Raw genomic sequence first — 26964 nt, 5'->3', positions numbered from 1 at the left:
TGGCGAAGTAAGCGACCTACTGGAGGATGCCGATTTCCTTGGACAGGTCCTGGATTTCCTGGACGTTTTCGGCGACGAACTTCTGGAACTCCTCACCACGAAGATCGAGCGGTGCAAGGCCGTTGGCGGCCATGATGCCCTTCCATTCCTCGGAATCGTAGACCTTGCCGATGGTGTCGACCCAGAAGGTGTAGGCGTCTTCGGACATGCCGCCCGGCGCATAGAAGCCGCGCCAGTTGGCGCCGACGGCGTCGATGCCCTGTTCCCTGGCGGTCGGGAAGTTGGCGAAGTCGCCGGGCATGCGTTCGGGTGCCAGGACGGCGATCACCTTGATGTCACCGGAATCGACGAAGCCCTTGGCCTCGGAGGCATCGCCGGTGAATGCCTGGACGGAACCGGCCAGCAACTGCGTGACAGCCTCGCCGCCGCCATCGAAGGCCACGTACTTGATCTGGCGGACATCGTCGATGCCGGCCTTCCGGGCGGCGATAAGCACCTTCAGGTGATCCCAGCCACCGACCGCCGAACCACCCGCAACCGACACCGAGGTCGGGTCGGCCTTGATCTTCTCCATCAGCTCGGGAAGCGTGTTGATCGGGGAATCCTTGGCGACCGCGATGACGCCGTAGTCGGCGCCGACCGAGGCGACCCAGCGCACCTGGTCCATGGTGTTGCCGGGGAAGGCGCCCTGGGCAAGGCGCGTCGAGGTGGCGGACGAGGCGGCGATGATCAGACCGTTGTCGTCATTGCGCTTGTTGATGACCTCGGCATAGGCAACGCCGCCGCCACCGCCGGCCATGTTGGTTACCTGTACGGTGCCTTCGACAAGCTTCAGGTCCTGCATGGCCTTGCCGACCTGCCGGCAGGTGAAGTCCCAGCCGCCGCCCGGGTTTGCCGGAGCGATGCATTCGGTGGCCTCGGGCTCGAATGCCTGCGCGCTGCCTGCAAAGGGCGTCGCCAACAGCAATGCAGCGGCGAAGGCCAGTCTGCGTGGGGTGAACATCATTGTGGTTTCCTCCATTGGTTTCTTGTTTTTCTCAGTCGGCAACGGCCAGCGGCGCCCCGCCGAGATGGATGTCGGGCTCCCTGCCTGAATCAGCATTGAATACGCCCGGAATCCTTCTGGCAACCGCGCCGTATTGCAGCCGGGCGCGGGACGGTTCGGTCGGCACTGTTGGCCCCGGTGGGATGGCTTGCCGGGAGAAGGGCATGGAGGGGTGGCAGCTGGCTGGCCGCGCGAAGGGGGGCGGGTGGAGCCGAGTGGCCGACCCGGGCGCCCCGAGCCAAGGCAGGGAGCATCGGATTGTTTAGTAAGAATCCGGCTGTGAGCCCTTATCCGCCGGTTTCGGAACCGGCAGAGGTTGCAGTGCAGCATGGCGTCAACTTCGGCAAATTTCGTTGAATCTGCGCCACAAACCGCGAGAAATGTCATGGATGCTGTCTAAAGCGGGATGGTTTTGCGAATGCGCTTGCGCTGCATTGCAGCAAAAATTGGCCTTGCGTTGTTTAGTAATTTTTGCATCACTAAACAAGTTACTAAACAAATCGACGGCTGCGCGCCGGCATTGTTTGGTGCCCCGGAGGAGCGGGGTCGAATTATTTTGAAGCCGCCATCGGGGCGTGTTTCGCAAATGGGAGGTAGGCATGAAATCACTGACCAAGATGACGATCGGGCTGGCATCGACGCTGTTCGCGTCGACGGCCATTACCAGCGTTGCGCAGGCCGAAGACCTGACGCTGTGCTGGGCCGCCTGGGATCCGGCCAACGCGCTGGTCGAACTGTCGAAGGATTTTACCACCGAAACCGGCATTGGCATGAAGTTCGAATTCGTGCCTTGGACCAACTATGCGGACCGCTTCCTCAACGAGTTGAACTCCAAGGGCAAGCTGTGCGACCTGATCATCGGCGATAGCCAGTGGATCGGCGGCTCGGCCGAGAACGGCCACTACGTCAAGCTCAACGATTTCTTCGACAAGGAAGGAATCAAGATGAGCGACTTCGTCGACGCAACGGTCGTCGGCTATTCGGAGTGGCCGAAGAACACGCCGAATTACTGGTCGCTGCCGGCCTTTGGCGACGTCGTCGGCTGGACCTACCGCAAGGACTGGTTCGAGAAGCCGGAAATTCAGGCGGAGTTCAAGGAAAAGTACGGCCGTGACCTCGCGCCGCCGGCGACCTTTGCCGAGCTCAAGGAAATCGCCGAGTTCTTCCAGAAGCGCGAGATCGACGGCAAGACCGTCTATGGCGCGTCGATCTATACCGAGCGTGGCTCCGAAGGCGTCACGATGGGCGTCATGGACGTGCTCTATTCCTACGGCTTCAAGTACGAGAACCCGGACAAGCCCTACGAAATGGAAGGCTTCGTCAATTCCGACAAGTCGGTAGCCGGCCTCGAATTCTACAAGTCGCTCTACGATTGCTGCACGCCTCCAGGCGCATCCAACAGCTACATGGGCGAGGGCATCGACGCCTTCAAATCCGGCCAGGTGGCGATGCACATGAACTTCGCCTTCACATGGCCCGGCCTGCACAAGGACGAGGCGGTGGGCGGCGACAAGGTCGGCTTCTTCGCCAACCCGGCGGGTCCCGACGGTGATAAGTTCGCACAGCTTGGCGGCCAGGGCATCTCGGTGGTGGCCTACTCCGACAAGCAGGACGCCGCGCTGCAGTACATCAAGTGGTTCGCCACCACAGACGTGCAGAAGAAGTGGTGGTCGCTCGGCGGCTTCTCTTGCCTGAAGTCGGTGGTCGAAGACCCGACCTTCGAGGCCAGCCAGCCCTACGCCAAGACCTTCCTCGACTCGATGGCCATCGTGAAGGATTTCTGGGCCGAGCCGAGCTACGCCTCGCTGCTGCAGGCATCGCAGAAGCGCTTCCACGACTATGTCGTCGCCGGCCAGGGTACGGCCAAGGAAGCGCTCGACTCGCTCGTCGCCGACTGGACCGAAGTGTTCGAGGACGACGGCAAGATGTGACGGCCTATCCCGGAGGGTGGACCACCTTCCGGGAACCGGCGCGCCTGACAGGCCCGCGCCTCCCAAGCCCGCCCCGCGTCGTGTAATATCGACGCGGGACGGAACCTCGAACAATGTCTGACATGCCCAGCGGAAAGCCCCTCGTGACCGATACCAACTCATCGATACTCGACCGGGCGGCAACTGCCGCGGCGCACGCGACGCCGGAGCCTCTGGCCAAGAAGGTCCGCGGCCTCTCCGACAGGATGGTCGCGTGGATCTTCATCGCGCCGACGATCCTGCTGCTCCTGGCGATCAACATCTTCCCGCTGATCTGGGCGATCCAGCTCTCCTTCACCAATTACCGCGCCAACCGGCCGAACGCCGATATCAAGAATATCGGCCTGCAGAACTACTCGCGCATCCTCAGCGATGCCGACACCTGGATCGCCATGCAGGCGACCGCTCACTTCGTCTTCTGGACGATCGCGCTGCAGACGCTGATCGGCTTCACGCTGGCCTATCTCATCGACCGCAAGTTCCGCGGCCACGCCTTCTGGACGACCGTCATTCTTGTGCCGATGATGCTGTCGCCGGCCGTGGTCGGCAATTTCTGGCGCTTCCTCTACCAGCCGCAGATCGGCCTCTTCACCTACATCATCTCCTTCTTCACCGGCATTCCGCCGACCGAGATCGAGATGCTGTCCAACGTTTCGCTGGCGCCGTGGTCGATCATCATCGTCGATACCTGGATGTGGACGCCCTACGTCATGCTGATCTGCCTGGCCGGGCTGCGCTCCATTCCCGACTACATCTATGAAGCGGCCGAGGTCGACCGTGCCTCGCCCTGGCGGCAGTTCTGGTCGATCACGCTGCCGATGGCGCTGCCCTTCATCATGCTGGCGGTGCTGTTTCGCGGCATCGAGAACTTCAAGATGTTCGACATGGTCAACCTGTTGACCGGCGGCGGACCGGGCTCGACCACCGAGGTCGCCTCGATCACGCTGAAACGCGAAGCCTTCGAGAAGTGGCGAACCGGCTATTCTTCCGCCTTCGCCATCATCCTCTTCGTCGCGGTCTTCGGGCTCGCCAACATCTACGTCAAAGTGCTGAACAAGGTGAAGAACCGATGAGCGCCACGGCCCACTCAGTCGTTGAGCCGAGCAAGGTTTCCAGGCGCATCGCCGGATCCGTTGTGGTGGTCTATGCGCTCGTGTCGATGATCCCGCTCTTCTGGATTCTCGCCACGAGCTTCAAGACCCCGCCGGACTCGATCTCCTACCCGCCGAAGGTGATCTTCACGCCGTCGATCGAGGGCTATTGCAACCTGTTCACCACGCGCACGCGGCAGACCGCCGAGTACATCGCCTCGCTGCCGCCTGCGGAGACCTTCTGCGACGAGACAACGCGCAAGCGCAACATGGTGATCGCCGGCCAGTCCAACTTCCTGCCGCGCTTCGTCAATTCGCTGATCATCGCCTTCGGCTCGACCTTCTGCGCGGTGTTTCTCGGCACGCTGGCGGCCTACGGCTTTTCGCGCTTCAAGGTGCCGCTCGCCGACGACCTCCTGTTCTTCATCCTGTCGACGCGCATGATGCCGCCGATCGCCGTCGCGATCCCCATCTACCTGATGTACCGCGAACTCGGCCTGTCCGACACCGCGCTTGGCATGATCCTGCTCTACACCGCGGTCAACGTCTCGCTGGCGGTGTGGCTGCTGAAAGGCTTCATCGACGAGATACCGCGCGAATACGAGGAAGCGGCGATGATCGACGGCTACACGCGCATGCAGTCCTTCTTCAAGGTCGTGCTGCCGCAGGCCACCACCGGCATTGCCGCGACGGCGATATTCTGCCTGATCTTCGCCTGGAACGAATACGCCTTCGCCTCGCTCTTGACCTCCGGCACGGCGCAGACGGCACCTCCCTTCATCCCGACCATCATCGGCGAGGGCGGTCAGGACTGGCCGGCGGTGGCCGCCGGAACGACGGTGTTCCTGGTGCCGATCCTGGTCTTCACCATCCTGCTCAGGAAGCAGCTGCTGCGCGGCATCACGTTCGGGGCGGTGCGCAAATGAGCAACCAGCCCATCGTCAAACGCAAGTCGAACTGGCCGGTCTTCCTGCGCCGCGGCCTGCTCGAGAACATCGCCATCGCGCTGATCGGACTTGGATTCTTGATGCTGTTCCAGCCTTTTGCCCTGGTGCTCTACACCTACTCCTTCATCACCATGCTGGTCGGCACGGTCATGTTCATCATCGTCTCGAAGTTTCCGGAGTAGGGCGATGGCAGAGATCAGGGTCGAAAATCTCAGAAAGGAATTCGGATCGTTCGTCGCGGTCCAGAACTCCACCTTCACCGTCGAGGATGGCGAGTTCTTCGTCATGCTCGGGCCGTCGGGCTGCGGCAAGACGACGACGCTTCGAATGATCGCCGGGCTGGAACTGCCGACCTCCGGCCAGATCCTGCTCGACGGCGAGGACGTCTCGATGCGGCGCGCCCGCGAACGCGACATCGCCTTCGTGTTCCAGCTCTTTGCGCTCTATCCGCACATGAATGTGCGCAAGAACATCGGCTTCCCGCTTTTGGCGCAGGGCATGCCGCGTGCCGAGATCAAGGAGCGCGTCGAGGAGACGGCGAAACTCCTGCGCATCGACCATCTTCTCGACAAGCCGGTGTCGGGGCTCGCCGGCGGCGACCGCCAGCGCGTCGCGCTCGGACGTGCCATCGTCAGGCGGCCGAAATGCTTCTTGATGGACGAGCCGCTGGGAACGCTCGACACCGAGTTCCGCGACCTGATGGTGCACGAGCTGCGCGAGCTGCATAACCGCATCCACGCCACCACGGTCTATGTCACGCACGACCAGATGGAGGCCATGTCGATGGCCGACAAGATCGCCGTGATGAGCAACGGGTTGATCGAGCAGTTCGGCACGCCGCAGGAAATCTACGACCGTCCGGCCTCGATGTTCGTCGCCGACTTCATCGGTTCGCCGCCGATGAACTTTCTGTCGTTCAAGAGCGGACTGGCCAGGGGCGCGCGCGAAGTCACCGTGCAGGGCGCCGGTGTCGAGGTGCCCGAAATCCGCGAGGACATGGCGCCCGCCGAAATGGCGCTCGGCATCAGGCCCGAGCACATACGCTTCGACGAGAATTCCAAGCTGCGCGGCTCGGTCTATGGCACCGAATATCTCGGCACCACGCAGATCGTGGCGGTCGAGACCGCCGACGGCATGATCAAGGCGCGCGTGCCGGCCGACATGCGGCTTGCGATGGGCGAGCCGGTCGGTCTGGCGCTCAACGGCGCGCGGCTGTCGATCTTCGACAAGGCCTCGGGCCGCGTCGTGCGCTCCTCCATCCATGACGGGGGCCAGCAGCATGGCTGATGTATTCTTGAACGGCGTCAGCAAGGCGTTCGACGACCACCAGGCCGTCGCCAATCTCGACCTCAAGATCGCGGATGGCGAATTCGTCGTGCTGCTCGGGCCGACGGGTGCGGGCAAGACGACGACGCTCAGGCTCGTCGCCGGCCTCGAAAAGCCGGATAGCGGCACCATCGAGATCGGCGGGCACGACGCCACCAGGCTGGAGCCGGCCGAGCGCGACGTCGCCTTCGTGTTCCAGCAATATTCGCTCTACCCGCATCTCAGCGTCTACGAAAACCTCGCCTTTCCGCTGCGCTCCCCGGCGCGCCGCATGCCCGATGACCAGATCCGCAGGCGCGTCGAGGAAGTAGCCAGGATGGTGCGCATCCACCACAAGCTCGACAACCGCTCGACGAAACTGTCCGGCGGCGAGATGCAGCGCGTCGCCATTGGCCGCGCACTGGTCCGCAAGCCGGCGATCTACCTGATGGACGAGCCGTTGTCCTCGCTCGACGCCAAGCTGCGCGCCGAGCTCAGGCTCGAACTGAAGCGCATCCAGGCCGAACTCGGCTCGACCGTTCTCTACGTCACGCACGACCAGATCGAGGCGATGACCATGGCCGACCGCATCGGCATCCTGGCCGAGGGCGTGCTGGTGCAGATCGGGTCGCCGCGGGCGATCTACATGGAGCCCGCCAACCTGCATGTCGCGGCGCGCCTCGGCCAGCCGGCGATCAACCTGATCCCCGTCGGCCTGCTGCCCGACGCGGCGGTACCGACCGGCACCAAGACGATCGGGGCGCGCACCGAGCATCTGACCATCGAGAAATCGGCCAACGGCCATGGCGACGGGACGATCGACTGGGTCGAGCATCTCGGCGACCAGAACCACCTTCATCTCACCGTGAAGGACCGCAAGCTGATCACGCTGACCGATACCGACACGCCGTTCCGCAAGGGCGATGCGGTCACCGTGCGCTACCGCGCGCCGCTGTTCTTCGACGGCGCCGGCAACAGGATTTCGGGATAATGACGGACATGCAGCAACTGGACCTCAGCACTTTGATTTCAGCCTGCGCCGACACGATCGCGGCGCATGCCGACGAACTGACGGCGCTCGATCAGGCAATCGGCGATGGCGACCACGGGCTGAACATGAGGCGCGGCCTGGAGGGCGTGCGCGCCGACGCGGCTGCAATCGCCGCCAAGCCGCTGCCCGACGCGCTGAAGGCCATCGGCACCAAGCTGGTGATGACGGTCGGCGGGGCGTCCGGCCCGCTGTTCGGCACCTTCTTCATGGCGCTCGGCAAGGAACTGCCGGCCGAGCCGGGGAGGGCCGAACTCAACGCCGCCTTTGCCAAGGCGGTCGATGCGGTGGCGGCGCGGGGAAAATCGCAGGCCGGGCAAAAGACGATGCTCGACGTGCTCTACCCCGTGGCGCAGGCGCTGGCGGCGGGTTCCACGGCCGCCGATATCGCAGCCGCGGCCGACAAGGCGGCGGAGGCTACCGTGCCGATGAAGGCGACGCGCGGACGCGCCTCGTTTCTCGGCGACCGTTCGATTGGGCACATGGATGCCGGCGCGCGCTCCTCGGCGCTGCTGCTGCGCAGCGTGGCTGAAGCGCTTGGGGGAAATGCATGAGCAACGTAGGCATCGTCATCGTGTCGCACTCGCCGCTGGTGGCCGAGGGAACCGCCGACATGGTACGCCAGATGGTCGGCGAAGAGGTGCCGCTTGCCTGGTGCGGCGGCAACGCCGAAGGCGGGCTCGGCACGCAGGTCGGCGCGATCATGGATGCCATCGAGGAAGCTTGGTCGGATGCGGGCGTGGCGATCCTCGTTGATCTCGGCGGTGCGGAGACCAACAGCGAGATGGCGATCGAGATGATCGGTGAGCCGCGCTCGGGCAGGATAGTGATCTGCAACGCGCCGGTGGTCGAGGGGGCGGTGATGGCCGCCACCGAGGCATCTGGCGGCGCGACGCTCAAACAGGTGGTGGCAACGGCGCAGGAACTGTCGCCGGCCTAGGACAAGACCGCATGGCCTCGGTATCGGGGCGCAGGCGGGAACGGATTGAAAGGCCGGGCCGAATGGCCCGGAGATTGGAAGCGAGAATGACGACATCTGCGGAAGCGACGGTCCTGATCACCCACGACGTGGGCCTGCATGCGCGTCCGTCGGTGAAGTTCACCAAGCTCGCCAAGACATTCGCCGCCAGGGTCGAGATGGCGCTCGCCGCCGAGGGCCCGTGGTTCGACGCCAAGAGCATCGTCAAAGTGATGGCCGCCAAGGCGCCGAAGGGCACGACGCTCTATCTGCGTGGCGAAGGAGAGGGCGCCGCCGAGGCAGTCGCCGCGCTGAAAGCCCTTGTCGAGCGCGATTTCGACGAGGACGGGGTGCATGCCCGGACCGCTTGAACTGAAAGGCATTGCCGCCTCGCCGGGCTATGCTGCGGGTCCGGTGTTCGACCTCGACCGGCCGCTCGGCGCCTATGCGGCCAAGGGTTCTCCCGCGGCCGAGAAGGCCGCGCTCGAAGACGCCATTGCCGCTGCCAGCGCAAGCCTGGCTGATCTGATCGCCGCCGCCGAGGGCGAGGCGGGCGAGATTCTCGAATTCCAGCTTGCGATGATCGAGGACGACGCGCTGACACGTCCGGCCTTCGCGGCGATCGAAACGGGTCTGCCCGCCGATGCTGCCTGGACCAGCGCACTCGACGCCGAAATCACCGGCTACGAGACCTCCGACGAAGAATATTTCCGCGCCCGCGCTGCCGACATACGCGACATTCGCGACCAGGTGTTTCGCGCGCTGGTGTCCGAAGGCGGCGCTTCCGTTCCGGCCGGCGCCATCCTGCATGGCGACGACATCGCGCCGACGCGCTTCTTGCAGACTGACTGGTCCGCCGGCGGCGGCATCGCGCTGAAATCCGGCAGCTCTGCGAGCCATGTCGCCATGCTGGCGCGCGCCCGCGGCGTGCCGATGGTGGTCGGGCTGGGACCAGCGGCAAACGGGGTTTCTGGCGAGGCGCTGCTCGACGCCGAGCATGGCGGCATCGTCTTTGCGCCGACCGATGCCGAGCGTCGGCGTTTCAGGACGGCTGCAGAGGCCTATGCGGCGCGCCGCGAGAAGGCCGGCGATTTCCTCGGCCGGCCGGCGGCGACGAAGTCCGGCGTGCCGGTCAGGGTGCAGGTCAATGTCGCCGATCCGTCCGACGTCGAGCGCATCGACATTGCGACCTGCGACGGCGTCGGCCTGATGCGCACGGAATTCCTGTTCGGCAAGGTGCTTCCCGACGAGGAAACGCAATACGCGGCCTACCGCAGGGTGCTGGAATGGGCCGGCGGCAAGCCGGTGACGATCCGCACGGCGGACGCCGGTGGCGACAAGCCCGTGCCGGGCTATACGGTCGAGGAAACCAACCCCTTCCTCGGCTTGCGCGGCATTCGCCTGTCGCTGGCGCGGCCCGATGTCTTCCGGGTGCAGGTGCGGGCCCTGCTGCGCGCCGGCATGCATGGCACGCTCAAGGTGATGTTCCCGATGATCGCGGTGCCGGAGGAATATGCCCGCGCCCGCGCGCTGTTCGTGGAAGAGGCGGCGGCACTCGCCGCTGCCGGGGTGGCGCACATGATGCCGCCGCTCGGCATCATGGTGGAAGTGCCGTCGGTAGCGATCGCGCCTGAGCTTTTCGCCGAGGTCGCCTTCTTCTCCATCGGCTCGAACGACCTGACGCAATACGTAATGGCGGCGGCGCGCGACAACGGCACTGTGGCGGCGTTGAACTCCGTGCACAACCCGGCGGTGCTGAGGCTCATCGGCGAGGTGGCGACCTTCGGCCAGGCCAACGGCATTTCGGTCAGCCTTTGCGGCGATGCGGGCGGCGACCCGGCGGCGATCCCGGCGTTGCTGGCAGCCGGTCTCCGCGACCTCTCGGTCGCGCCGGCGCAACTGGCGATGGCCAAGGCCGCCATCGCCGAGGTGGCTGTCTAGCCATGGCGGAGTCCGACAATGATGCGGCGATCCGCGCCTACAAGACCATCCTGTCGGCGGTGATCGACCAGCGGCCGTCGGGCATGCGGCAGCGGCTGGCCGATGCGCTGGGAAAACATCGCAGTTTCGTGACGCAGATCTGCAGCCCGTCCTACACGATGGCGATCCCGTCCAAGCATCTTCCGCAGATCTTTTCGGTCTGCCATTTCAGCACCGCGGAGCGCGACCAGTTCCTCGCCGCCTACCACGTGGCGCATCCCGGCAAGACTCCGGCAGCAGGGGGCATGCGCAAGACAAGGCACCTGTCGCTCACCGTGCCGGATCTCGGCGACGACAAGCAGAACGCCGCGCTCGACCGCGCCGTCAACGAGTTCATCCAGCGCATCACCAGCATTACCGGCAAAAGCAGCTAGCCATCGCCTCGGGAGGATATTTCCATGAAAAAATTCATCAACGCCGTCGACGACGTGCTGACCGAGAGCCTCGACGGCTTTGCCGCCGCGCACGCCGACATCCTGGCGCTTGGCGGCGGCCACAAGTTCATCCAGCGCAAGGAACTCAAGCAGGGCAAGGTGGCTTTGATCTCGGGCGGCGGCTCGGGCCACGAGCCGCTGCATGGCGGGCTTGTCGGACACGGCATGCTCGACGCCGCCTGTCCCGGCCAGATTTTTACCTCGCCGACGCCCGACCAGATGCTGGAGGCGGCCGAGGCCGTCAACACCGGCGCCGGGGTGCTGTTCATCGTCAAGAACTACGAGGGCGACGTGATGAACTTCGAGATGGCCGCCGAAATGGCCGACGGCACGCTCAGCGTCATCACCAATGACGACGTGGCGGTCGAGGACTCGCTCTACACCACCGGGCGGCGCGGCGTTGCCGGCACGCTGGTGGTCGAAAAGATCGTCGGCGCTGCGGCCGAGGCCGGCATGGACCTCGCCGACCTCAAGGCGCTCGGCGACCGCGTCAACAAGGCGACGCGCTCGATGGGCGTGGCGCTCACCAGCTGCACGGTGCCCGCCGCCGGCAAGCCGAATTTCGAGATCGCCGAAGACGAGATGGAGTTCGGCGTCGGCATTCACGGCGAGCCCGGCCGCCGCCGCGCCAAGCTCGAGCCGGCCGATGCGATCGCCGAGGAAATCTGCACGGCAATCGTCGGCGACCTCGGCAGCGCCGCCGAGGGCAGGGCGCTGCTGTTCATCAACGGCTTTGGTGCGACGCCCGCAGTCGAGCTCTATTTGATGTACAACAGCGCGCGCAAATTCATCGAGGCGCACGGCATCACGGTCGCCCGCTCGCTGGTCGGCTCCTACGTCACCTCCCTCGACATGGCCGGTTGCTCGATCACGCTGACCATGCTCGACGCCGAGATGGAAAAACTCTGGGACGCGCCTGTGCACACGGCGGCGTTGCGGTGGGGGATGTAGACTACCCCTCTGACACACCTGCCTCTTCAAAGCTTGCCATGCCGGCGTGGCATTCGAGCGCGGCGCGGACGATGTTGATGGCGAGGGCGGCGCCGGAGCCTTCGCCAAGCCGCATGCCGAGATCGAACAGCGGCGCGAGGTCCAGCGCCTTCAACAGGTTCCGATGCCCGGCCTCGGCCGAGACATGGGCGGCCAGCACGTGGTCCAGACCGGTCGGGTCAAGCTTTTGCAGCGGCGCCATCGCCGCGGTGCAGACAAAACCGTCGAGCAGCACCGGCACATTCTGATGACGGGCGGCGAGCGTCGCGCCCATGATCGCCGCAAGCTCGCGCCCGCCAAGTGCAGCGGCAATCTTCAGCGGGTCGCCGAGCGCGTCCTTGTGGCGCGCCAGGCCCTTGTCGATGGCCGTCACCTTGCGCTTAAGGCCTTCGTCGTCGACGCCGGTGCCGCGCCCCACCCAGCCTGCCGTATCGCCGCCGAACAGGGCTGCGGCAAGCGCCGCCGCCGTCGTGGTGTTGCCGATGCCCATCTCGCCGAAGCAGATCAGGTCGGTGTCCTTGCCAACGGCATCGTAGCCGGCCGACACGGCGGCGAGGAAGTCGGCCTCGTCCATGGCCACTTCCTGCGTGAAATCACCGGTCGGGCGCTCCACCTCCAGCGGCACCACGGAGAGTTCGGCACCCGCCGCGCGTGCCAGCTGGTTGATCGCCGCGCCGCCGGCCGAGAAGTTCGCCACCATCTGGTGCGTCACCTCGGCCGGAAAGGCAGAGACGCCCTGCGCGGTGACGCCATGCGAGCCGGCGAAGACGACGACCTGCACGTGATCGAGTTTCGGCATGTCGCGGCCCTGCCAGCGGGCCAGCCAGGCGGCGATCGTCTCGAGCTTGCCGAGGCTGCCCTGCGGCTTGGTCAGCGTATCCTGGCGGCGCGCGACGGTCGCCGCAGCGCTGTCGCTGCCTTGTTGCAGGTTCTGGCAGGCGGCGCGCAGTTCATCGAAGGATTTGAAGGCCATGGGGAAGAATCTCCGAAAACGAGTCAGGATAAAATGGCGGAAGCGGTGACGAGAATGGCGATTTCGCCGGCCTGCTGCAGGGCGCCGGCCGTATCGCCGGTGTGGCCGCCGATCTGGTCGAGGCAGGCGAGCCGGAAGAGCGAGAAGATCATGGCAAGCAGGAGGGTGGCGACAAGCGCGCCGGAGAGACCGAGGCAGAAGAGCAGGGCGACAGCGCCGATTGCCGCCGCCGCCATCGCCGCTTCCTGAGACACGCCGCCGGCACCGGCGGCCAGTCCGTCGCTGCGCGCCGGCGGCGTCAGGTGCATCAGCGCCGGCATCAGCGCGCGCGAGCCGACATGGGCGGCGACGAGGGCGGAGAAGGCGAAATCGGAGCTGCCGATCTCCGACAGCGCGCTCCAGCGGATCAGCACCGACATGACCAGCGCCGTGGCGCCATAGGCGCCGATGCGGCTGTCGCGCATGATCTCGAGCTTTCGTTCGGCCGTCTTGCCGCCGCCGAATCCGTCGGCGACGTCGGACAGGCCGTCCTCGTGCAGGCAGCCGGTGGCGAGCATGGCGGCGGCGAGCGCCAGTGCCGCCCCGACATTTGGTGCCAGCCCGGCCATGCCGGCAACCGCAAACACGACGCCCGATATCAACGCGACTGCCAGCCCGGCGAGCGGCGCCGCCCAGATCGCCTGCGCCAGCGTGCGGGTGCCGAAATCGAATTGCGGCAGCGGCAGCCGCGTGAAGAAGACGAGGGCAAGCGCCATGTCCTGCATGAGCTGGCGAAGCGGCGGCAGCGTCATGGCTCAGCCCTTAGCGATGGCATGGAAGAAGGTGCCCGACACGTTGCCACGCCGGCCGCCCGAGGCTGGTAGTGGATTGCCGAGGCCGTCGGCGAGGTCGGCGAAGGGCTCGTCGGAACCGGCTTCGGTCATCTGCGCGTAGTGGAATTCATGGCCGCGCACCACGCTGCCGGCCACGCCCAGCGGCCCGTCGGCGCGCAGCGTCGCCTGGCGGTAGCCGAGATTCATCTTGCGCTTGGCGAAGCTCGTCGAATGACCGAGCAGGCCGAGCATGGCGTGGCTCGCGCCCTCGGCGTCGGTGAGGCTTTCGCCCAGCGCCATGAAGCCGCCGCACTCGCCATGGACCGGCCTGGTTTCCGCGAATTTTTGTACGCCGGCGCGAAAGTTCGACGCTGCCGCGAGTTGCGCCGCATGCAGTTCCGGGTAGCCGCCCGGCAGCCAGCAGACGTCGCAATCCGGCGGCGGCGGCTCGTCGGCAAGCGGCGAGAAGGGCACGATCTCGGCGCCAACGGCGCGCCAGGTCAGCGCATGATGCGGATAGAGGAAGGTGAAGGCGGCGTCGGAGGCGAGCGCGATGCGCTGGCCGGGCGGCGGCAGGGCGTTGTTTAGATCGGCATGCGGCGGCTCGAGCGGCGTTGCCAGCGCCAGAATGGCGTCGATGTCGAGCGAGGCTTCGACCATGTCGGCCAGCCGGTCGAGATGCTTTTGCAGATCGGCATGTTCGCCGGCCTGCACCAGGCCGAGATGGCGCTCGGGCAGCGACAGGGTCGGGTCGCGCAGGATGCCGCCGACGACCGGCAGGCCGAGCGCACGAATAGCCTCGCCGGCCAGCTTGCGGTGGCGTTCGCTGCCCAGCCGGTTGAGCACGACGCCGGCGATGCGCACGGCCGGATCGTAGCAGGCAAAGCCCTTGGCGACCGCTGCCGCCGTCTGCGACTGCCCCGACACGTCGAGCACCAGGAGCACCGGCAGGCGGTAGAGCCGCGCGAGATCGGCGGCAGCCCCCGAGCGGCCCGGACCGGCCGGGATGCCGTCGAACAAGCCCATGGCGCTTTCGATGACGACGATGTCGGTGTCCTTCGCGGCTTCGCCGGCCAGCGCGCCGAGCAGGCCGGGCGCCATTGCCCAGCTGTCGAGATTGACGCCGGGCAGGCCGGTGGCGGCCGTATGGAAGCCGGGGTCTATATAATCCGGCCCCGATTTCGCGCCGCGTGCCCGCAACCCCCGGCGCGCCAGTGCGCGCAGCAGCCCGATGGTCACCGAGGTTTTTCCCGAGCCCGAACGCGGTGCGCCGATGATGATGGCGCGGGCGGTCATTCCGGTCCCCGCAGCTTTTCGCGCTTGGCGACGATGTGGCCGACCACGATCAGCGCCGGCGACACGATGTGCTCGCGCTCCGCCGCCTCGACCAGCGTGCCGAGCGTCGCCACCACGGTGCGCTCATGCGCATGCGTGGCGTTCTCGATCATCGCCGCCGGCGTGTCGTGCGCCAGCCCGCCCGACAGCAGGCTGTCGACGGTCTTGGCCATATGCGTCAGGCCCATATAGATGACGATCGGCTGGCCGGTGCGGGCCAGCGCTGCCCAGTCCGGGCGGTCGTCGCTGGTCGCGGCAAAGCCGGTGGCGAGGATGATCGCGCCATTGACGCCGCGCATCGTTGCCGGAATGCCGGCCGCCGTCAGGCCGCCGAAGGCCGAGGTGATGCCGGCAACCACGCGGTAGGGGATGTTTTCGGCGACCAACGCCAGCGCTTCCTCGGCACCGCGCGCGAAGACGAAGGGGTGGCCGCCCTTGAGGCGCACCACCTTGCGGCCTTCCTTCGCCAGTTTCACCAGCAGCGCGTTGATCTCGTGCTGCGGGATCGACAGGCGGCCGCCACGCTTGCCGACATAGAATTTCTCGGCCTGCGTCGCCACCGCGATGATCTCATCCGACACCAGCGCGTCATGCACCAGCGCGTCGGCCTGGGAGAGCGCCGACAGCGCGTCGAGGGTCAGGCAGCCGGGATCGCCCGGACCCGCGCCGACCAGCCAGACATGGCCGGGCTGCAGCTCCTTCTGCCGGTAGTTGAGGTTGCCGATGGCCTGTTCGAGACTCACGCGCGACGCTTTCGTTCATGACTTGCTGCGGCAGCCGCCGTATAGATCGGCTGATGATTGAAGAAGACCGTCCCCTCAGACGCGGCTGGACCACCGGCGCCTGCGCCACCGCAGCGGCCAAGGCCGCCTGCGCGGCGCTTGTAGCAGGCGAATTTCCCGATCCGGTCGAGATCACGCTGCCCGCCGGCCAGCGCGTCGGCTTTGCGCTGGCGCAGTCGAACTTGAGCGCCGGCGAGGCGATGGCCGGCATCGTCAAGGATGCCGGCGACGATCCCGACGTCACGCATGGCGCGCTGGTCATTGCCACGGTGCGGCCCGGCAAACCCGGCTCCGGCGTGACCTTCAGGCGGGGACCCGGCGTCGGCGAGGTGACGCGGCCCGGCCTTCCCATCGCGGTCGGCGAACCGGCTATCAACCCCGTGCCGCGCCAGATGATCGCTCAGGCCATCGCCGAGGTGGCGGGCCAGGGCGCCGATTTCGAGGTCGAGATCTCGGTGCCCGACGGCGAGAAGATGGCGGTCAAGACGCTCAACCCGCGGCTCGGCATTCTCGGCGGCATCTCCATCCTCGGAACGACCGGCATCGTCATTCCCTATTCCTGCTCGTCCTGGATTCACTCCATCCATCGCGGCATCGATGTGGCGCGCGCCATGGGCTACACCCATGTCTCCGGCGCTACCGGCAATGCCTCCGAGATCGCCGCGCAGAAGCGCTACGGCCTCGACGAGGTGCAACTCATCGACATGGGCGATTTCGCCGGTGGCATGCTGAAATACATCCGCGACCATCCCGTGCCGCGCGTCACCGTGGCCGGCGGCGTCGCCAAGATGACCAAGCTGGCGCAGGGCATGCTCGACCTGCACTCCAAGCGCGGCCCGGCCGATCTCGACGCCCTGGCCGAGGTCGCCGTCTCGGCCGGAGCCGACGCGGCGCTGGCCGAAAGCATACGCGGCGCCAACACGGTGGCGCAGGCCTTTGCCGAGGCGACGGCGGCCGGCGTTCCGGTCGGCAGGGCAATCGCCGAGGGCGCTTGGAAGACGGCGGCGGGCGTGCTGAAGAGTCCCGAAATCGAGCTCGAAGTGCTGATCTTCAACCGCGACGGGGAGCTGATGGGCCACGCGGATTTCAAGCCGACCGGTTAGGGCAGATCCCGATTCCATCCTGGGTGCGGATGCGCGCGTCATAACCCGTCGCGCCCCCTGAAGCGGCGCTGGTAGTAGGCGTCGTAAAGCGAACTTTCGCGGAAGTTCTCCGCACCAAGCGACGGGCCGACGAACACGATGGCCGAGCGCTCGACCGGCTCGGCGGCGAGCCTTTCGGCGATGTCGGCCAGTGTGCCGCGAATGATGCGTTCCTCCGGCCACGAGGCGCGAAACACGATGGCGACCGGGCATTCGGCGCCATAGAGTGGCGTCAGTTCCTCGACGATCCGGTCGATGGCGTGGATGGCGAGATGGATCGCCAGCGTCGCGCCGGTGCGGCCGAAACCGGCCAGCGTCTCGCCGGGCGGCATCTTCGAGGCGCGGCCGGAAATGCGCGTCAGCACCAGCGATTGCGCCACCTCCGGAATGGTCAGTTCGCGCCCAAGCGCCGCCGCGGCCGCTGCGAAGGAAGGGACGCCCGGTGTCATCGTGTAGGGTATGCCGTGCTTCTCCAGCCGCCTGATCTGCTCGGCGACCGCGCTCCACACAGACAGATCGCCCGAATGCAGCCGCGCGACATCCTGTCCGGCGGCGTGGGCGGCGAGATATTCTGCCTCGATCTCGTCGAGCGACATCGGTGCCGTGTCGACCAGTCGCGCCTCCGGTCCGCAATGTTTCAGCAGTTCCGGCGCGACGATCGAGCCGGCATAGAGGCATACCGGGCAAGCGGCGAGCAGTCTTGCGCCGCGCAGCGTGATGAGGTCGGCGGCGCCCGGACCCGCGCCAATGAAGTGCACGCTCATGCGCCGTCTCCGCCGATTGCCAGCGCGCAGGTGACGTTGCCGACGACGATGCGCGGGCCGAGCAGGCGCGATCCTTCGCCGGCAGCCGCGAGTGCCGCGGCCTCGGACACCGACGGCGTGCCGGCAGCGGCAAGCGATTGCGCCGACTGGCTGAGCGTCCTCGCCTCCATCTCCTTGAGGGCGGCTTCGTCGACCAGGATGACCGGCAGGCCGAGGGCTGCGCCGGCGACGATGATGCCGGCCTCGCCCTGTTTCATGCGGGCGGTGGCGAGCGCCGAGAGCGCCGTCATCTCCAGCCCGTGCGTCTCCAGCGCGGTCTCGACGGCGGCCGAAACCTCGACGCCGCTGGCGCCCCGCCTGCAGCCTATGCCCGCCGCGATCACGGCTTCACCCATGACCATTGCGTCACCGGCATCGCCGGCCGCCAGCCCTGCATCGAGCCGACCGGCACGGCGCGCGAAATGCCGATGCGGACGAGGTCGCCGCCGCGCTTCGCCTGTTCGGCAAGCAGCAGCGCCTCGGTCTCCAGCGTCACGGCATTGGCGACGAGCCGGCCGCCTGACGGGAGTGCTGCAATCGCCGCCTCCATGACGCCTTGGTCCGTGCCGCCGCCGCCGATGAAGATGGCGTCGGGCGCAGGCAGGCCGGTCAGGGCGGCGGGGGCCGCGCCCTCGACAATCCTGAGGCCCGGCACGCCGCAGGCCGATGCGTTGCGGCCCGCGCGGGCGGCGCGCTCCGCGTCTGCCTCGATGGCGATGGCGCGCATCGACGGGTCGGCCAGCATCCACTCGATCGAGATCGAGCCGGAACCGGCGCCGATGTCCCACAGCAGTTCGCCGCGGCGCGGCGCCAGTGTCGAGAGCGTGACGGCGCGTACCTCGCGCTTGGTGATCTGGCCGTCATGCTCGAAGAGATCGTCGGCAAGTCCCGGCGTCAACGGCAGGACCCTGGCCTCGCGGGATGATTCCAAGTCGAGCGCCAGCACGTTGAGCGGATTGATGTTTTCGAGGTCGAAGGCGTCGGCGCGCGCCTGCCTGACGCGTTCATCCGGGCCGCCGAGCGCTTCGAGAACGGTGACCCGCGAAGCGCCGAACCCGCTTTCGGCGAGCAGTCCGGCAATTGCTGCCGGGCCTTCAGCGTCGGACGTCAGCGCGAGGATGCGGCGCTTCGGATGCAGAAGCGGCCGGATGAGGTCCAGCGGGCGGCCGTGCAGCGAAACTGTTTCGGTCTCCTGCAGGGCCCAGCCGAGCCGCGCGGCGGCATGCGACAGGGAGGAGGGGGCGGGCAGCGCCAGCATCTCATCCGCCGCGACATGGCGCGCCAGCGTCACGCCGACGCCGTGGAAGAAGGGATCGCCTGACGCCAGCACGCAGACCTTTTTGCCGCGCAGCGCCAGCACGTCGCACATTTCACTGTCGAAGGGGCTCGGCCAGGCGCGGGCCTCGCCGGTGACAAGTGTTTCCACCAGAGACAGATGCCTGCTGCCGCCAAAGACGAACTCGGCCCCGGCGATGCGGCGCTTGGCCTCGTCGCCAAGGCCCGCTACACCGTCCTCGCCGATGCCGACGATGGAGAGCCATGGCCGGCCGGCGTGATTGAGCGCTTCAGCAGGCATGATGACCCACACTATCCTGATCCTCGGCGGCACGACGGAAGCGCGGCAACTCGCTGCGAAGCTCGCGGCGCGTGGCGATTGTGCGATCACCCTGTCGCTTGCCGGCCGCACCGAAAGCCCGGTCGCGCAGGGCGTGCCGGTGCGCAGCGGCGGATTTGGCGGAGCCGGAGGCTTGGCCGGATATCTGAGAGACAAAAGCGTCGATCTGCTGATCGACGCGACGCATCCCTATGCGGCGCAGATTTCGGCCAATGCGGCCGAGGGTGCCCGGCTTGCCGGCGTCGCCGCGCTGGCGCTGCGCCGTCCGGCTTGGGAACCTGTCGAAGGCGACCGCTGGACGACGGTGGAAAATGCCGGCGAAGCCGTGGCGGCGCTGGGTCCGGCGCGCAGGAAGGTATTCCTGGCGCTCGGGCGGCAGGAAATCGCCGGCTTCGAGGCCGCGCCGCAGCACGGCTATGTCATCCGCAGCGTCGATCCGGTCGAGCCGCCGCTTGCCGTACCCGATGCGACCTACATTCTGGCGCGCGGTCCGTTTTCCGAAGAAGACGACCGGGCGCTGCTCGTCACGCATGGCATCGACGCCATCGTCGCCAAGAACAGCGGCGGGCAGGCGACCTATGGCAAGATCGCCGCGGCGCGAAAGCTCGGCATCGACGTGTTTCTGTTCCGCCGGCCCATGCTGCCGGACCTGCCGTCCGGGACCAGCGTCGCGGAAGTCCTGGCGCTCGTCGATCATGCGCTGGCTCCGGCCGAAAAGCGCGGCGTATAGACCAGCGCTGGCTTGTCGCCGCGCTCGATGATGCGTGTCTCTCGCGAGCCGATCATCACGCAGGTCGCCATGTCGGCCTTTTCGGGATCGGCCTCGGCGAGGGGGAAAACCTCGATCCTTTCGTCGGGCCGTCCGGCGGCGCGGCCGAAGATCACCGGCGTCGTCGCCGGCAGGTTCTTGCGCAGCGTCTCGAAGGCACGGCCAAGCTGCCATGGGCGTGCCTTGCTGATCGGGTTGTAGAGCGCGATGACGAAGCCTGCGGCCGATACCGCGTCGAGGCGCTTCTCGATCAGTTCCCACGGCTTCAGATTGTCGGACAGCGAGATGGCGCAGAAATCATGGCCGAGCGGCGCGCCGATCCGTGCGGCGACCGCCAGCATGGCGGTAACGCCCGGCACGATTGTCAGGTCGATGGCGCGCCATTCCGCCGGCCCCGCCTCGATCGCCTCGCAGACGGCGGCGGCCATGGCGAAGACGCCCGGATCGCCGCCCGACACGACGGCGACGCGCTCGCCGCCTGCCGCCTTTTCGAGTGCAGCCGAGGCGCGCGAAATCTCTTCCCGGTTGTCAGAGGCGACCTTGACCTGGTCAGGCCTGAGGTCGAGGCGGTCGACATAGGGTCCGTAGCCATAGAACCATCTGGCTTCCGCGACAGCGCGGCTCGCCTCCGGCGTCACCTGATCGGCGTTGCCGGGTCCGAGCCCGATGACGGCGACATGGCCGCTCACGGCTTGCCGCTCCATCCGGGCACCAGTACGATCGAGAAATAGGGCGCTTCGTCGTCGGCCTTCTCCGCCAGCCGCACCGAACTCGTATTCGCCATGGTGCCGCGCTCGACATAGATAGCCCGGTCGAGCAGGCCGGCCGTGGCGAGCGCCTTCCTGATCTTCGGCAGGTTGCGGCCGACCTTCATGATGACCGCCGCGTCGGTATCGGCGAGACGGCGCGTCAGTTCGAACTCGCTCATCGTACCCGGCAGTACGGTCAGCACGTCGTCGCCCTGGACGATCGGCACGCCGGTCTGCGACCAGCAACCCGACATCGCGGTGACGCCCGGAATGACCTCGGTCGGATAGCGGTGCGACAGCCGCACATGGAGATGCATGTAGGAACCGTAGAAAAGCGGGTCGCCTTCGGAGAGAACGGCGACATTTCTGCCTGACTCGAGATGCTCGGCGACCTTGTGTACCGATTCTTCGTAGAAATCGGTGATCGCCTGGCGGTAGTCATTGTTATTCTTGTCTATTTCTGTGGTGACCGGATAAATTAAGGGCAATTCGATCAACCCCGGCCGAAAGTGTGCGCCGGTTATCGTGCGCGCATTGCCGTTGGCGCCGCGCTTGGCGAAATGCGCCACGACGTCGGCCTCTTTCAGCGCCCGCACCGCCTTCAGCGTCATCAGTTCCGGGTCGCCGGGACCCGTGCCGACGCCGACCAGACGGCCTTTTGCCAAAGTATTCAAAGGCCTGGCCTCGCAAGAGCGTTGATGGCGGCCGCCGTCATGGCGCTGCCGCCCATGCGTCCGCGCACGATGGCATAGGGAATGCCGAGCCCACTTTCGGCCAGCGCTTCCTTCGATTCGGCGGCACCGACGAAGCCGACCGGCATGCCGACGATCGCCGCGGGCTTCGGTGCGCCGTCGCGCAGCATCTCGAGCAGGTAGAACAGCGCGGTCGGTGCATTGCCGATGGCGACGACCGCGCCACCGAGTTTTTCACCCCAGAGCCGCATGGCGGCGGCGGAGCGCGTATTGCCGATTTCTTTTGCGATTTCAGCGGTTTGCGGATCGCGCAGCGTGCAGATCACCTCGTTGCCGGCGGGCAGCCGGGCCACCGTCACGCCGCGCGACACCATCTCGGCGTCGCACAGGATCGGTGCGCCGGCGAGCAGCGCATTGCGCGCCGCCGCGACAAATCCTTGCGAAAAGACAAAGTGTTGTGCGGCCTCGACCAGCCCGCAGGCATGGATCATGCGCACCGCGACATCGGCCTCTGCCTCGGAGAATCGCGACAGGTCCGCCTCGGCGCGGATGATAGCGAAGGAGCGCTCGTAGATCGCGTTGCCGTCGTGGATGTAGTCGTAAGCCGTCATCGTCATTCTTTTCCAAACGCCTCGGCGAGTTGTTCTGCATCGCGTATCCGGGAGGTTGATCCGCCCTTCCGCAACGCCTGTGCCAGCCGGGCAAGACCGTCGCGAGCACCCTCGGGAGCCGTGTAGGCAAGCGGACGATCGCGCGCCGTCCCGTCAACGACAATTCCCGCCCCGATTTCGCTGCCGACAACGGTCAGCGCGGCCTTGCCGGGATGCGCGCAGCCCTTGGCGCAGCCGGAGATGTGGAGGTGGAGCGTGGTGCCGAGGAGATCGGCGAGGTCGGGTGCGACAGCGGCGGCAAGCTCCCTGGCCGCGATGTGGCCGGAGGCGCAGGCAGGCGCGCCCGGGCAGGCGGAGATGGCGGTGCGTGGATCGGTCGATGCGACGACGAAACCGAGGGTCCGGGCCGCGTGCTGCAGCGTCTCGGCGGCTTCGTGGGTGGGGCAGAGTGCCAGAATGGTGCGCTTCGGCGCGAGGCGGATGTCGACGACGCCGAGGGATGCGGCCTGCTGGGCGAAGGCCACCAACTCGGCGGCGTCGGCGTGGCCGAACGGCAGGGCGATGCCGAGGGCAATGCGGGCGTCGGCGAGGGGGAAGATGCCGAGGAGGGTGGCGGCGTCAGTACCCCCCTCTGGCCTGCCGGCCATCTCCCCCACAAGGGGGAGATCGGCAGCTTTGCCGATGGCGACAGATCGCGTGCGCGGGCAGTCGGGCCGAGGGCGGCGATGGCGGAGAGGAGGGAGGTTGCGGTCTCAAGCGCTTGTTGCTCGTTCTCGACCGCGAAAAGAGTCGCCGAGCGGGCGTCGCCCGCGAGGGCGACCTGCCAATGCGTCTCAGGGCCCGCCCGACGGGCCGTCAGCCTGACATCGGCCGAAACCTCATCGAGGCAGGAGCGGCCGCCGCCGTCGACGACGACCGATACTTTCGGGTCGAGCTTGCCGTCGAGCCCGGCGGCAGCGATAGCGGCGCGCATGCGCTCGGCAAGCGGCGTCGGGTCGGCGATTTCGTCGGGGTCGAGACCGGCCAGAGCGCCGGTGGCGACCGGTACGCCGGTGCGCACGGCGATGCCGAGCGCGTCGACCTCGGCAGCGAGCTGCTGGGCGGAACTCTCCGTCAGGCCCCGGATCTGCAGGCTGCCGCGCGCGGTTACCTCCATGATGCCGTTGCCATGCGCCGAGGCGGCTTTGCAGAGTCCGATCAAGGCGTTGGGCGACAATCCTCCAGCGACCGGGTTGAGCCTGACCAGCAGGCCGTCGCCGGTCTGCATGGGCGCCGACAGCGCCGGGCAGGCGCCGCGCCGCGTGAAGCCGCCGGCAAGTGGCGGTGCCTTGGCGGCCAGCGCGCTCATGCCGCCACCTGCAGGGCGCGCGCCTCGGCGACCAGCGCCTCGAGGTCGTCGCCGATGCTGTTCCTGAGCGGGTGCCAGAGGCCGCGCCGCAGCGCGCCGGCAAAGCGCTCGGCGACGAATTTCGCGGCGGCCGGGTTCTCGCGCAGCATGAAGGCGCGCACCTTGTCGTCGCCGACATAGGCGTCGTGGAGCGCCTCGATCAGCGCGCCGGGAATGGCGGCGGTGGTCTCGGCAAAGCCGATCAGTCGGTCGACCGTCTCGGCGAATTCGGAGGCGCCGCGCGGCCCGTGCCGCATCTGGCCCTCGATGAAGCGCGGGTTGACGGCGCGCGCCCGCACGACGCGGGTGACCGCTTCGCCGACCGAGCGGGGTCTCGGGCGATTGGGGTCGGTGGTGTCGAGGACGATGACGTCGGCCTTGCCGCCCAGAAGGGCAATCGCTGCCGAAAAGCCGCCGATGAAGGCGACGTCGGCCGAGCCTTCCAGAATGTCGCGGCCGGGATCGTCGCCGGAATGGACGAGCAGGTCGGCACCGGCGATGCGCTCGGCAAAGGCGCCGGGCGCCGCAACGCCTTCGCCGCCGGCGCCGCCATAGGCATGCGAGGCGGCATCGAGATAGGCGCGGCCGAGTTTGTCGCGGTCGCTCCAGTCGCCTGATGCGAGCAGGTCTTCCAGGCCCGCGCCATAGGTGCCCGGCGAGGAGCCGAAGATGCGCGACGGGATGGCGCCCGCCTGCCGGGCGGAGTCTGCGAGCGGGTTCTCGGAAGGCTCCTCGTCGCGCGCGGCAACAGCCCGGGCGGCGGCGTCGATCAGGGCAATCTGGGTCGGGAACATGTCGCGGAACAGGCCCGATATGCGCCAGGTGACGTCGACGCGCGGGCGGCCGACGGTGGCGGGCGGCAGCACCTCGATTCCGGTGACGCGGCCGGTCGAGGCATCCCATTGCGGCCGGCAGCCCATCAGCGACAGGCCCTGGGCGATCTCCTCGCCGCCGGTGCGCAGCGAGGCCGAGCCCCACAGGTCGATGACCAGCGAGCGCGGCCAGTCGCCATTGTCCTGCTGGTAGCGGCGCAGCACCTCGTCGGCGGCGGCCTGACCGATGTCGAAGGCGGTCGGCGTCGGCATGGTGCGCGGGTCGGCGGTGAACAGGTTGCGGCCGGTCGGCAGCACGTCGGTGCGGCCGCGCGACGGCGCGCCGGACGGGCCGGCGGCGACGTGGCACCCGTCGAGTGCGGCAAGAAGCGCATCGCGCTCGTTGCCGGCGCTCAGGCGGCGCATGGCGTCCGGTTCATCCGCTTCGGTGCGGCCATAGACGTGCAGCCCGTCCTTGACTGCGAAATCCTTGAGGTCGCAGAGCCAGGCGTCGATGCGGCGCAGCGCCTCGTCGGGCGCGTCGGCCCGGCCGACGCCGGCCTCGCTGGCGAGCCCGGTTGTTGCGGCCGTCTCGACGATCAGCTTGGCCAGCTGGTCGCGGCGGCGGCGGTCGAGCCCGTCGGCTTGGGCATATTCGTCGACCAGCCGTTCGAGTTTCTGCTGGTTCTCGTCGAGGCCGGCCTCCGTCAGCGGCGGCGGTAGGTGGCCGAGCGTGACGGCGGCGATGCGGCGCTTGGCCTGGGCGGCCTCGCCGGGATTGCTGACGATGAAGGGATAGACGACGGGCAGCGGGCCGGCGACGATTTCGGGGAAGCAGGCGCTGCTCAGCGCCACCGTCTTGCCGGGCAGCCATTCGAGCGTGCCGTGCGCGCCGACATGGACCAGCGCGTGGCAGCCGACTGCTTGCCGCAGCCAGAGGCCGAAGGCGACGAGTTCATGGCGCGGCGGCAAGGTCGGGTCGTGGTAGTCGGTACGGCGGTCGGCGGAACGGCCGCGGTCGGGGGCGAGCGTGACGGTGACATTGCCGAAGGTGGCGGCGCGGAAGGGGAAGTGGGGGGGGTGAGTGTCGCGCTCCATGACACCCCCCTCTGTCCTGCCGGACATCTCCCCCACAAGGGGGGAGATTGATTCGTCATCGGCCGCCTCGCCAGTTGTCGACGTTGCCGAATGATCGCCGGGGCTGGAGCTGCTGATCTCCCCCCTTGTGGGGGAGATGGCCGGCAGGCCAGAGGGGGGTGTGCCAGACCCGACGCTGGCGGGCGATCCCCAGGCAGCCTCGACGGCCGCGCGGGATTCGGCGGGCACGCTCTCCAAACCGGCGCGGTAATCGGCGAGGCTTAGTCCCTGGCCCGGCGTCTCCAGCAGATCGAGCAGGGCGCGCGGCGATTGTGGAATCGCGTCAACGGCGTAGCCGCGCTCCTTGAGGTCGTGCAGCATGGCGAGCACGCTTGCCGGCACGTCGAGGCCGACGGCATAACCGGTGCGGCCCGGGGCGCTCGGATAGTCGGGGATCAGGATTGCGAGTTTTCGGCTTGCGCGCGGCGTGCGCTGCAGCTCGATCATCGCGGCGATGCGGGCGGCCACCTGCTCGACGCGGTCGGGCTCGGCGCGGTTGCCCATGGCGCGGAAGGCGAGAGCGGAGTCCGGCTCGCTCTCGGCCTTGAAGGAGATGGCGCCGGCGACGATGCGGCCGTCGAGTTCGGGCATCACGACATGCATGGCGAGGTCGGCTGGCGCCAGACCCCGCTGGCTCTCCTCCCACGCCTCGCGGCGGGTGGTCGCGACGATGACCTGGAAGACCGGCACGCCGGCGCGGTCGAACAGCGTCTCTCTGCCCGGCTCGGCGCCGGTGGCGAAGGCGGTGGCGGTTACGATCGCGGCGGGCTTTAGGACGGCGATGGCCTGCTCGACGAAGGCGAGCGAGGCGGGGTCCTTGAGGCTGGCGACGAAAACAGGCACCGGGACGAGGCCTCGGGCGCGGAGCGCGGCGACCAGCGCGTCGATGGGGGCGACGTCGGCGGCCAGCAGCATCGAGCGGTAGAAGAGGATGGGGATGATGGCGCTTCCCGTGGCCGGCTCGGGAGCCTTGGCCACCACGCCGTGCATGGGATCGTAGAAGCCGGCCTTGGGTACCAAAACGGGCGCTGCCGGGGTAGTCTCCGTGCCCGCCAGCCCGGCCAGCCGGTTGACCAGCGCGCGCATGTTGTCGGGGCCGCCCTCCCGGAAATAGTCGAGCAGAGCGTCGAGCTCGGCGCGCGGCAGGGTCGAGGCCTCGATCAGCCTCAGATCCTCGTCGCGGCATTCGCCGGGCAGCAGGGCCAGCTTGATGCCCCTGGCGCGGGCGACGGCAGCGAGCTGGTCGCAGCCGTAGCGCCACCATTCATAGCCGCCCAAAATGCGCACCAGAATGACCTTGGCGCGCGAGGCGACGCTGTCGATCCAGAGATCGACCGACATGGGGTGGCGCAGGTTGCGCAGGGCCGCAAGCCGCATGGAGGGGAGCGAGTCCGCGCCGGCGTTCCAGGCGGCGGCCATGCCGGCAAGGTCACTGTCAGTGAAGGAGAGCGCCAGAATGTCGGCCGGCGTCTGGCGCAGGTCGATGGGTTCGGCGAGGTCGTCGAGCGAGGCGGAGGAAGTGGTCAGGATGTGCATGGACACCCCGCTCGGATGCCGGGTTGGGAAAGGTCGCGCTT

27 protein-coding genes and 1 pseudogene are annotated in these 26964 nt (G+C 67.5%); 14 read left to right on the top strand and 14 right to left on the bottom strand.

The features are described from left to right. Positions 1 to 16: 16 nt before the first annotated feature. Complete coding sequence (locus ACT2BZ_RS21655; protein WP_457941408.1) at positions 17 to 1003, bottom strand: Bug family tripartite tricarboxylate transporter substrate binding protein; 987 nt, start codon at positions 1001 to 1003, stop codon at positions 17 to 19. A gap of 641 nt (positions 1004 to 1644) precedes the next feature. Here ACT2BZ_RS21655 and ACT2BZ_RS21650 point away from each other — a divergent pair. The 12 genes from ACT2BZ_RS21650 (at position 1645) to dhaK (ending at position 11729) form a co-directional block, all read left to right on the top strand. Further along, on the top strand, positions 1645 to 2976 hold the full coding sequence (locus ACT2BZ_RS21650) for an ABC transporter substrate-binding protein (protein ID WP_457937656.1): 1332 nt from the start codon (positions 1645 to 1647) through the stop codon (positions 2974 to 2976). 245 nt (positions 2977 to 3221) lie between these two features. Further along, the gene (locus tag ACT2BZ_RS21645) at positions 3222 to 4088 is read left to right on the top strand and encodes a carbohydrate ABC transporter permease (RefSeq protein WP_457941407.1); all 867 of its coding nucleotides are present in this window, start codon (positions 3222 to 3224) and stop codon (positions 4086 to 4088) included. Beyond that, positions 4085 to 5032, top strand: coding sequence for a carbohydrate ABC transporter permease (locus tag ACT2BZ_RS21640; protein ID WP_457937655.1), 948 nt, complete (start codon positions 4085 to 4087; stop codon positions 5030 to 5032). The genes ACT2BZ_RS21645 and ACT2BZ_RS21640 overlap by 4 nt, the downstream gene beginning before the upstream one ends. After that, positions 5029 to 5235: a hypothetical protein gene (locus ACT2BZ_RS21635; protein WP_457937653.1), complete on the top strand. Its 207-nt coding sequence runs from the start codon at positions 5029 to 5031 to the stop codon at positions 5233 to 5235. Before ACT2BZ_RS21640 ends, ACT2BZ_RS21635 begins: the two co-directional genes overlap by 4 nt. Positions 5236 to 5239: 4 nt before the next feature. After that, positions 5240 to 6340, top strand: coding sequence for an ABC transporter ATP-binding protein (locus tag ACT2BZ_RS21630; protein WP_457937652.1), 1101 nt, complete (start codon positions 5240 to 5242; stop codon positions 6338 to 6340). Further along, a complete protein-coding gene (locus ACT2BZ_RS21625; protein WP_457937651.1) occupies positions 6333 to 7349 on the top strand; it encodes an ABC transporter ATP-binding protein in 1017 nt (338 codons plus the stop codon). Before ACT2BZ_RS21630 ends, ACT2BZ_RS21625 begins: the two co-directional genes overlap by 8 nt. 8 nt (positions 7350 to 7357) lie before the next feature. Next, the gene (gene dhaL, locus ACT2BZ_RS21620) at positions 7358 to 7960 is read left to right on the top strand and encodes a dihydroxyacetone kinase subunit DhaL (protein WP_457941406.1); all 603 of its coding nucleotides are present in this window, start codon (positions 7358 to 7360) and stop codon (positions 7958 to 7960) included. Next, positions 7957 to 8346, top strand: a complete 390-nt coding sequence (gene dhaM / locus ACT2BZ_RS21615) for a dihydroxyacetone kinase phosphoryl donor subunit DhaM (protein ID WP_457937649.1) — start codon at positions 7957 to 7959, stop codon at positions 8344 to 8346. Before dhaL ends, dhaM begins: the two co-directional genes overlap by 4 nt. Before the next feature lie 86 nt (positions 8347 to 8432). Continuing rightward, positions 8433 to 8735 (top strand): HPr family phosphocarrier protein, encoded by a 303-nt coding sequence (locus ACT2BZ_RS21610; protein WP_457937647.1) that lies wholly within the window; start codon positions 8433 to 8435, stop codon positions 8733 to 8735. After that, positions 8719 to 10305, top strand: a complete 1587-nt coding sequence (gene ptsP / locus ACT2BZ_RS21605; protein ID WP_457937645.1) for a phosphoenolpyruvate--protein phosphotransferase — start codon at positions 8719 to 8721, stop codon at positions 10303 to 10305. The genes ACT2BZ_RS21610 and ptsP overlap by 17 nt, the downstream gene beginning before the upstream one ends. 2 nt (positions 10306 to 10307) lie before the next feature. Then, positions 10308 to 10718: a hypothetical protein gene (locus ACT2BZ_RS21600; protein ID WP_457937643.1), complete on the top strand. Its 411-nt coding sequence runs from the start codon at positions 10308 to 10310 to the stop codon at positions 10716 to 10718. 24 nt (positions 10719 to 10742) lie between these two features. Continuing rightward, complete coding sequence (gene dhaK, locus ACT2BZ_RS21595; RefSeq protein ID WP_457937642.1) at positions 10743 to 11729, top strand: dihydroxyacetone kinase subunit DhaK; 987 nt, start codon at positions 10743 to 10745, stop codon at positions 11727 to 11729. A 1-nt stretch (position 11730) separates the two neighbouring features. On the opposite strand, the gene cobT is transcribed toward dhaK, so the two are convergent. The 4 genes from cobT to cobA are packed head-to-tail and all read right to left on the bottom strand — an operon-like array spanning position 11731 to position 15631. Further along, entirely contained in the window at positions 11731 to 12741 is a 1011-nt protein-coding gene (gene cobT, locus ACT2BZ_RS21590; RefSeq protein ID WP_457937640.1) for a nicotinate-nucleotide--dimethylbenzimidazole phosphoribosyltransferase, read from the bottom strand. 23 nt (positions 12742 to 12764) lie between these two features. Next, positions 12765 to 13532, bottom strand: coding sequence for an adenosylcobinamide-GDP ribazoletransferase (gene cobS / locus ACT2BZ_RS21585; protein WP_457937639.1), 768 nt, complete (start codon positions 13530 to 13532; stop codon positions 12765 to 12767). A 3-nt stretch (positions 13533 to 13535) separates the two neighbouring features. Continuing rightward, positions 13536 to 14849: a cobyrinate a,c-diamide synthase gene (locus tag ACT2BZ_RS21580; RefSeq protein WP_457937637.1), complete on the bottom strand. Its 1314-nt coding sequence runs from the start codon at positions 14847 to 14849 to the stop codon at positions 13536 to 13538. Then, positions 14846 to 15631: a uroporphyrinogen-III C-methyltransferase gene (cobA, locus tag ACT2BZ_RS21575; protein WP_457937635.1), complete on the bottom strand. Its 786-nt coding sequence runs from the start codon at positions 15629 to 15631 to the stop codon at positions 14846 to 14848. Before cobA ends, ACT2BZ_RS21580 begins: the two co-directional genes overlap by 4 nt. Positions 15632 to 15684: 53 nt before the next feature. Here cobA and ACT2BZ_RS21570 point away from each other — a divergent pair, with 53 nt between their 5' ends. Further along, the gene (locus ACT2BZ_RS21570; protein WP_457937633.1) at positions 15685 to 16773 is read left to right on the top strand and encodes a cobalt-precorrin-5B (C(1))-methyltransferase; all 1089 of its coding nucleotides are present in this window, start codon (positions 15685 to 15687) and stop codon (positions 16771 to 16773) included. 38 nt (positions 16774 to 16811) lie between these two features. On the opposite strand, the gene cobM is transcribed toward ACT2BZ_RS21570, so the two are convergent. Genes cobM through cbiE form a run of 3 tightly spaced genes read right to left on the bottom strand, consistent with a single transcriptional unit; the run spans position 16812 to position 19191 of the window. Next, the gene (gene cobM, locus ACT2BZ_RS21565) at positions 16812 to 17576 is read right to left on the bottom strand and encodes a precorrin-4 C(11)-methyltransferase (RefSeq protein WP_457937631.1); all 765 of its coding nucleotides are present in this window, start codon (positions 17574 to 17576) and stop codon (positions 16812 to 16814) included. Further along, a complete protein-coding gene (locus ACT2BZ_RS21560) occupies positions 17573 to 17971 on the bottom strand; it encodes a cobalamin biosynthesis protein (protein WP_457937629.1) in 399 nt (132 codons plus the stop codon). Before ACT2BZ_RS21560 ends, cobM begins: the two co-directional genes overlap by 4 nt. Beyond that, the gene (cbiE, locus tag ACT2BZ_RS21555; RefSeq protein WP_457937627.1) at positions 17956 to 19191 is read right to left on the bottom strand and encodes a precorrin-6y C5,15-methyltransferase (decarboxylating) subunit CbiE; all 1236 of its coding nucleotides are present in this window, start codon (positions 19189 to 19191) and stop codon (positions 17956 to 17958) included. Before cbiE ends, ACT2BZ_RS21560 begins: the two co-directional genes overlap by 16 nt. A gap of 1 nt (position 19192) precedes the next feature. Between cbiE and ACT2BZ_RS21550 the strand changes: the two genes are divergently transcribed. Continuing rightward, positions 19193 to 19960, top strand: a complete 768-nt coding sequence (locus tag ACT2BZ_RS21550) for a cobalt-precorrin-6A reductase (RefSeq protein ID WP_457941405.1) — start codon at positions 19193 to 19195, stop codon at positions 19958 to 19960. Here the strand turns inward: ACT2BZ_RS21550 and ACT2BZ_RS21545 are convergent. The 6 genes and pseudogenes from ACT2BZ_RS21545 to ACT2BZ_RS21520 all read right to left on the bottom strand — a co-directional run bounded on the left by ACT2BZ_RS21545 (position 19924) and on the right by ACT2BZ_RS21520 (position 26923). Continuing rightward, on the bottom strand, positions 19924 to 20688 hold the full coding sequence (locus ACT2BZ_RS21545; RefSeq protein WP_457937625.1) for a precorrin-3B C(17)-methyltransferase: 765 nt from the start codon (positions 20686 to 20688) through the stop codon (positions 19924 to 19926). The genes ACT2BZ_RS21550 and ACT2BZ_RS21545 overlap by 37 nt on opposite strands. Then, complete coding sequence (locus ACT2BZ_RS21540; RefSeq protein WP_457937624.1) at positions 20685 to 21422, bottom strand: precorrin-2 C(20)-methyltransferase; 738 nt, start codon at positions 21420 to 21422, stop codon at positions 20685 to 20687. Before ACT2BZ_RS21540 ends, ACT2BZ_RS21545 begins: the two co-directional genes overlap by 4 nt. After that, positions 21419 to 22051 carry a precorrin-8X methylmutase gene (locus ACT2BZ_RS21535; RefSeq protein ID WP_457941404.1) on the bottom strand — a complete coding sequence of 211 codons (633 nt, stop codon included), beginning with the start codon at positions 22049 to 22051 and terminating at the stop codon, positions 21419 to 21421. The genes ACT2BZ_RS21540 and ACT2BZ_RS21535 overlap by 4 nt, the downstream gene beginning before the upstream one ends. Positions 22052 to 22053: 2 nt before the next feature. Then, the gene (locus ACT2BZ_RS21530; RefSeq protein ID WP_457941456.1) at positions 22054 to 22698 is read right to left on the bottom strand and encodes a hypothetical protein; all 645 of its coding nucleotides are present in this window, start codon (positions 22696 to 22698) and stop codon (positions 22054 to 22056) included. A gap of 485 nt (positions 22699 to 23183) precedes the next feature. Beyond that, a pseudogene (locus ACT2BZ_RS21525) lies at positions 23184 to 23318 on the bottom strand (precorrin-3B synthase); the annotation flags it as partial. A 77-nt stretch (positions 23319 to 23395) separates the two neighbouring features. Continuing rightward, the gene (locus tag ACT2BZ_RS21520; RefSeq protein WP_457937623.1) at positions 23396 to 26923 is read right to left on the bottom strand and encodes a cobaltochelatase subunit CobN; all 3528 of its coding nucleotides are present in this window, start codon (positions 26921 to 26923) and stop codon (positions 23396 to 23398) included. Positions 26924 to 26964 lie beyond the last annotated feature (41 nt).

This window comes from Mesorhizobium sp. 10J20-29 (assembly GCF_054130485.1).
The sequence above is the reverse complement of the archived record's forward strand: the minus strand, read 5'-3'. Positions and strand labels throughout refer to the sequence as shown.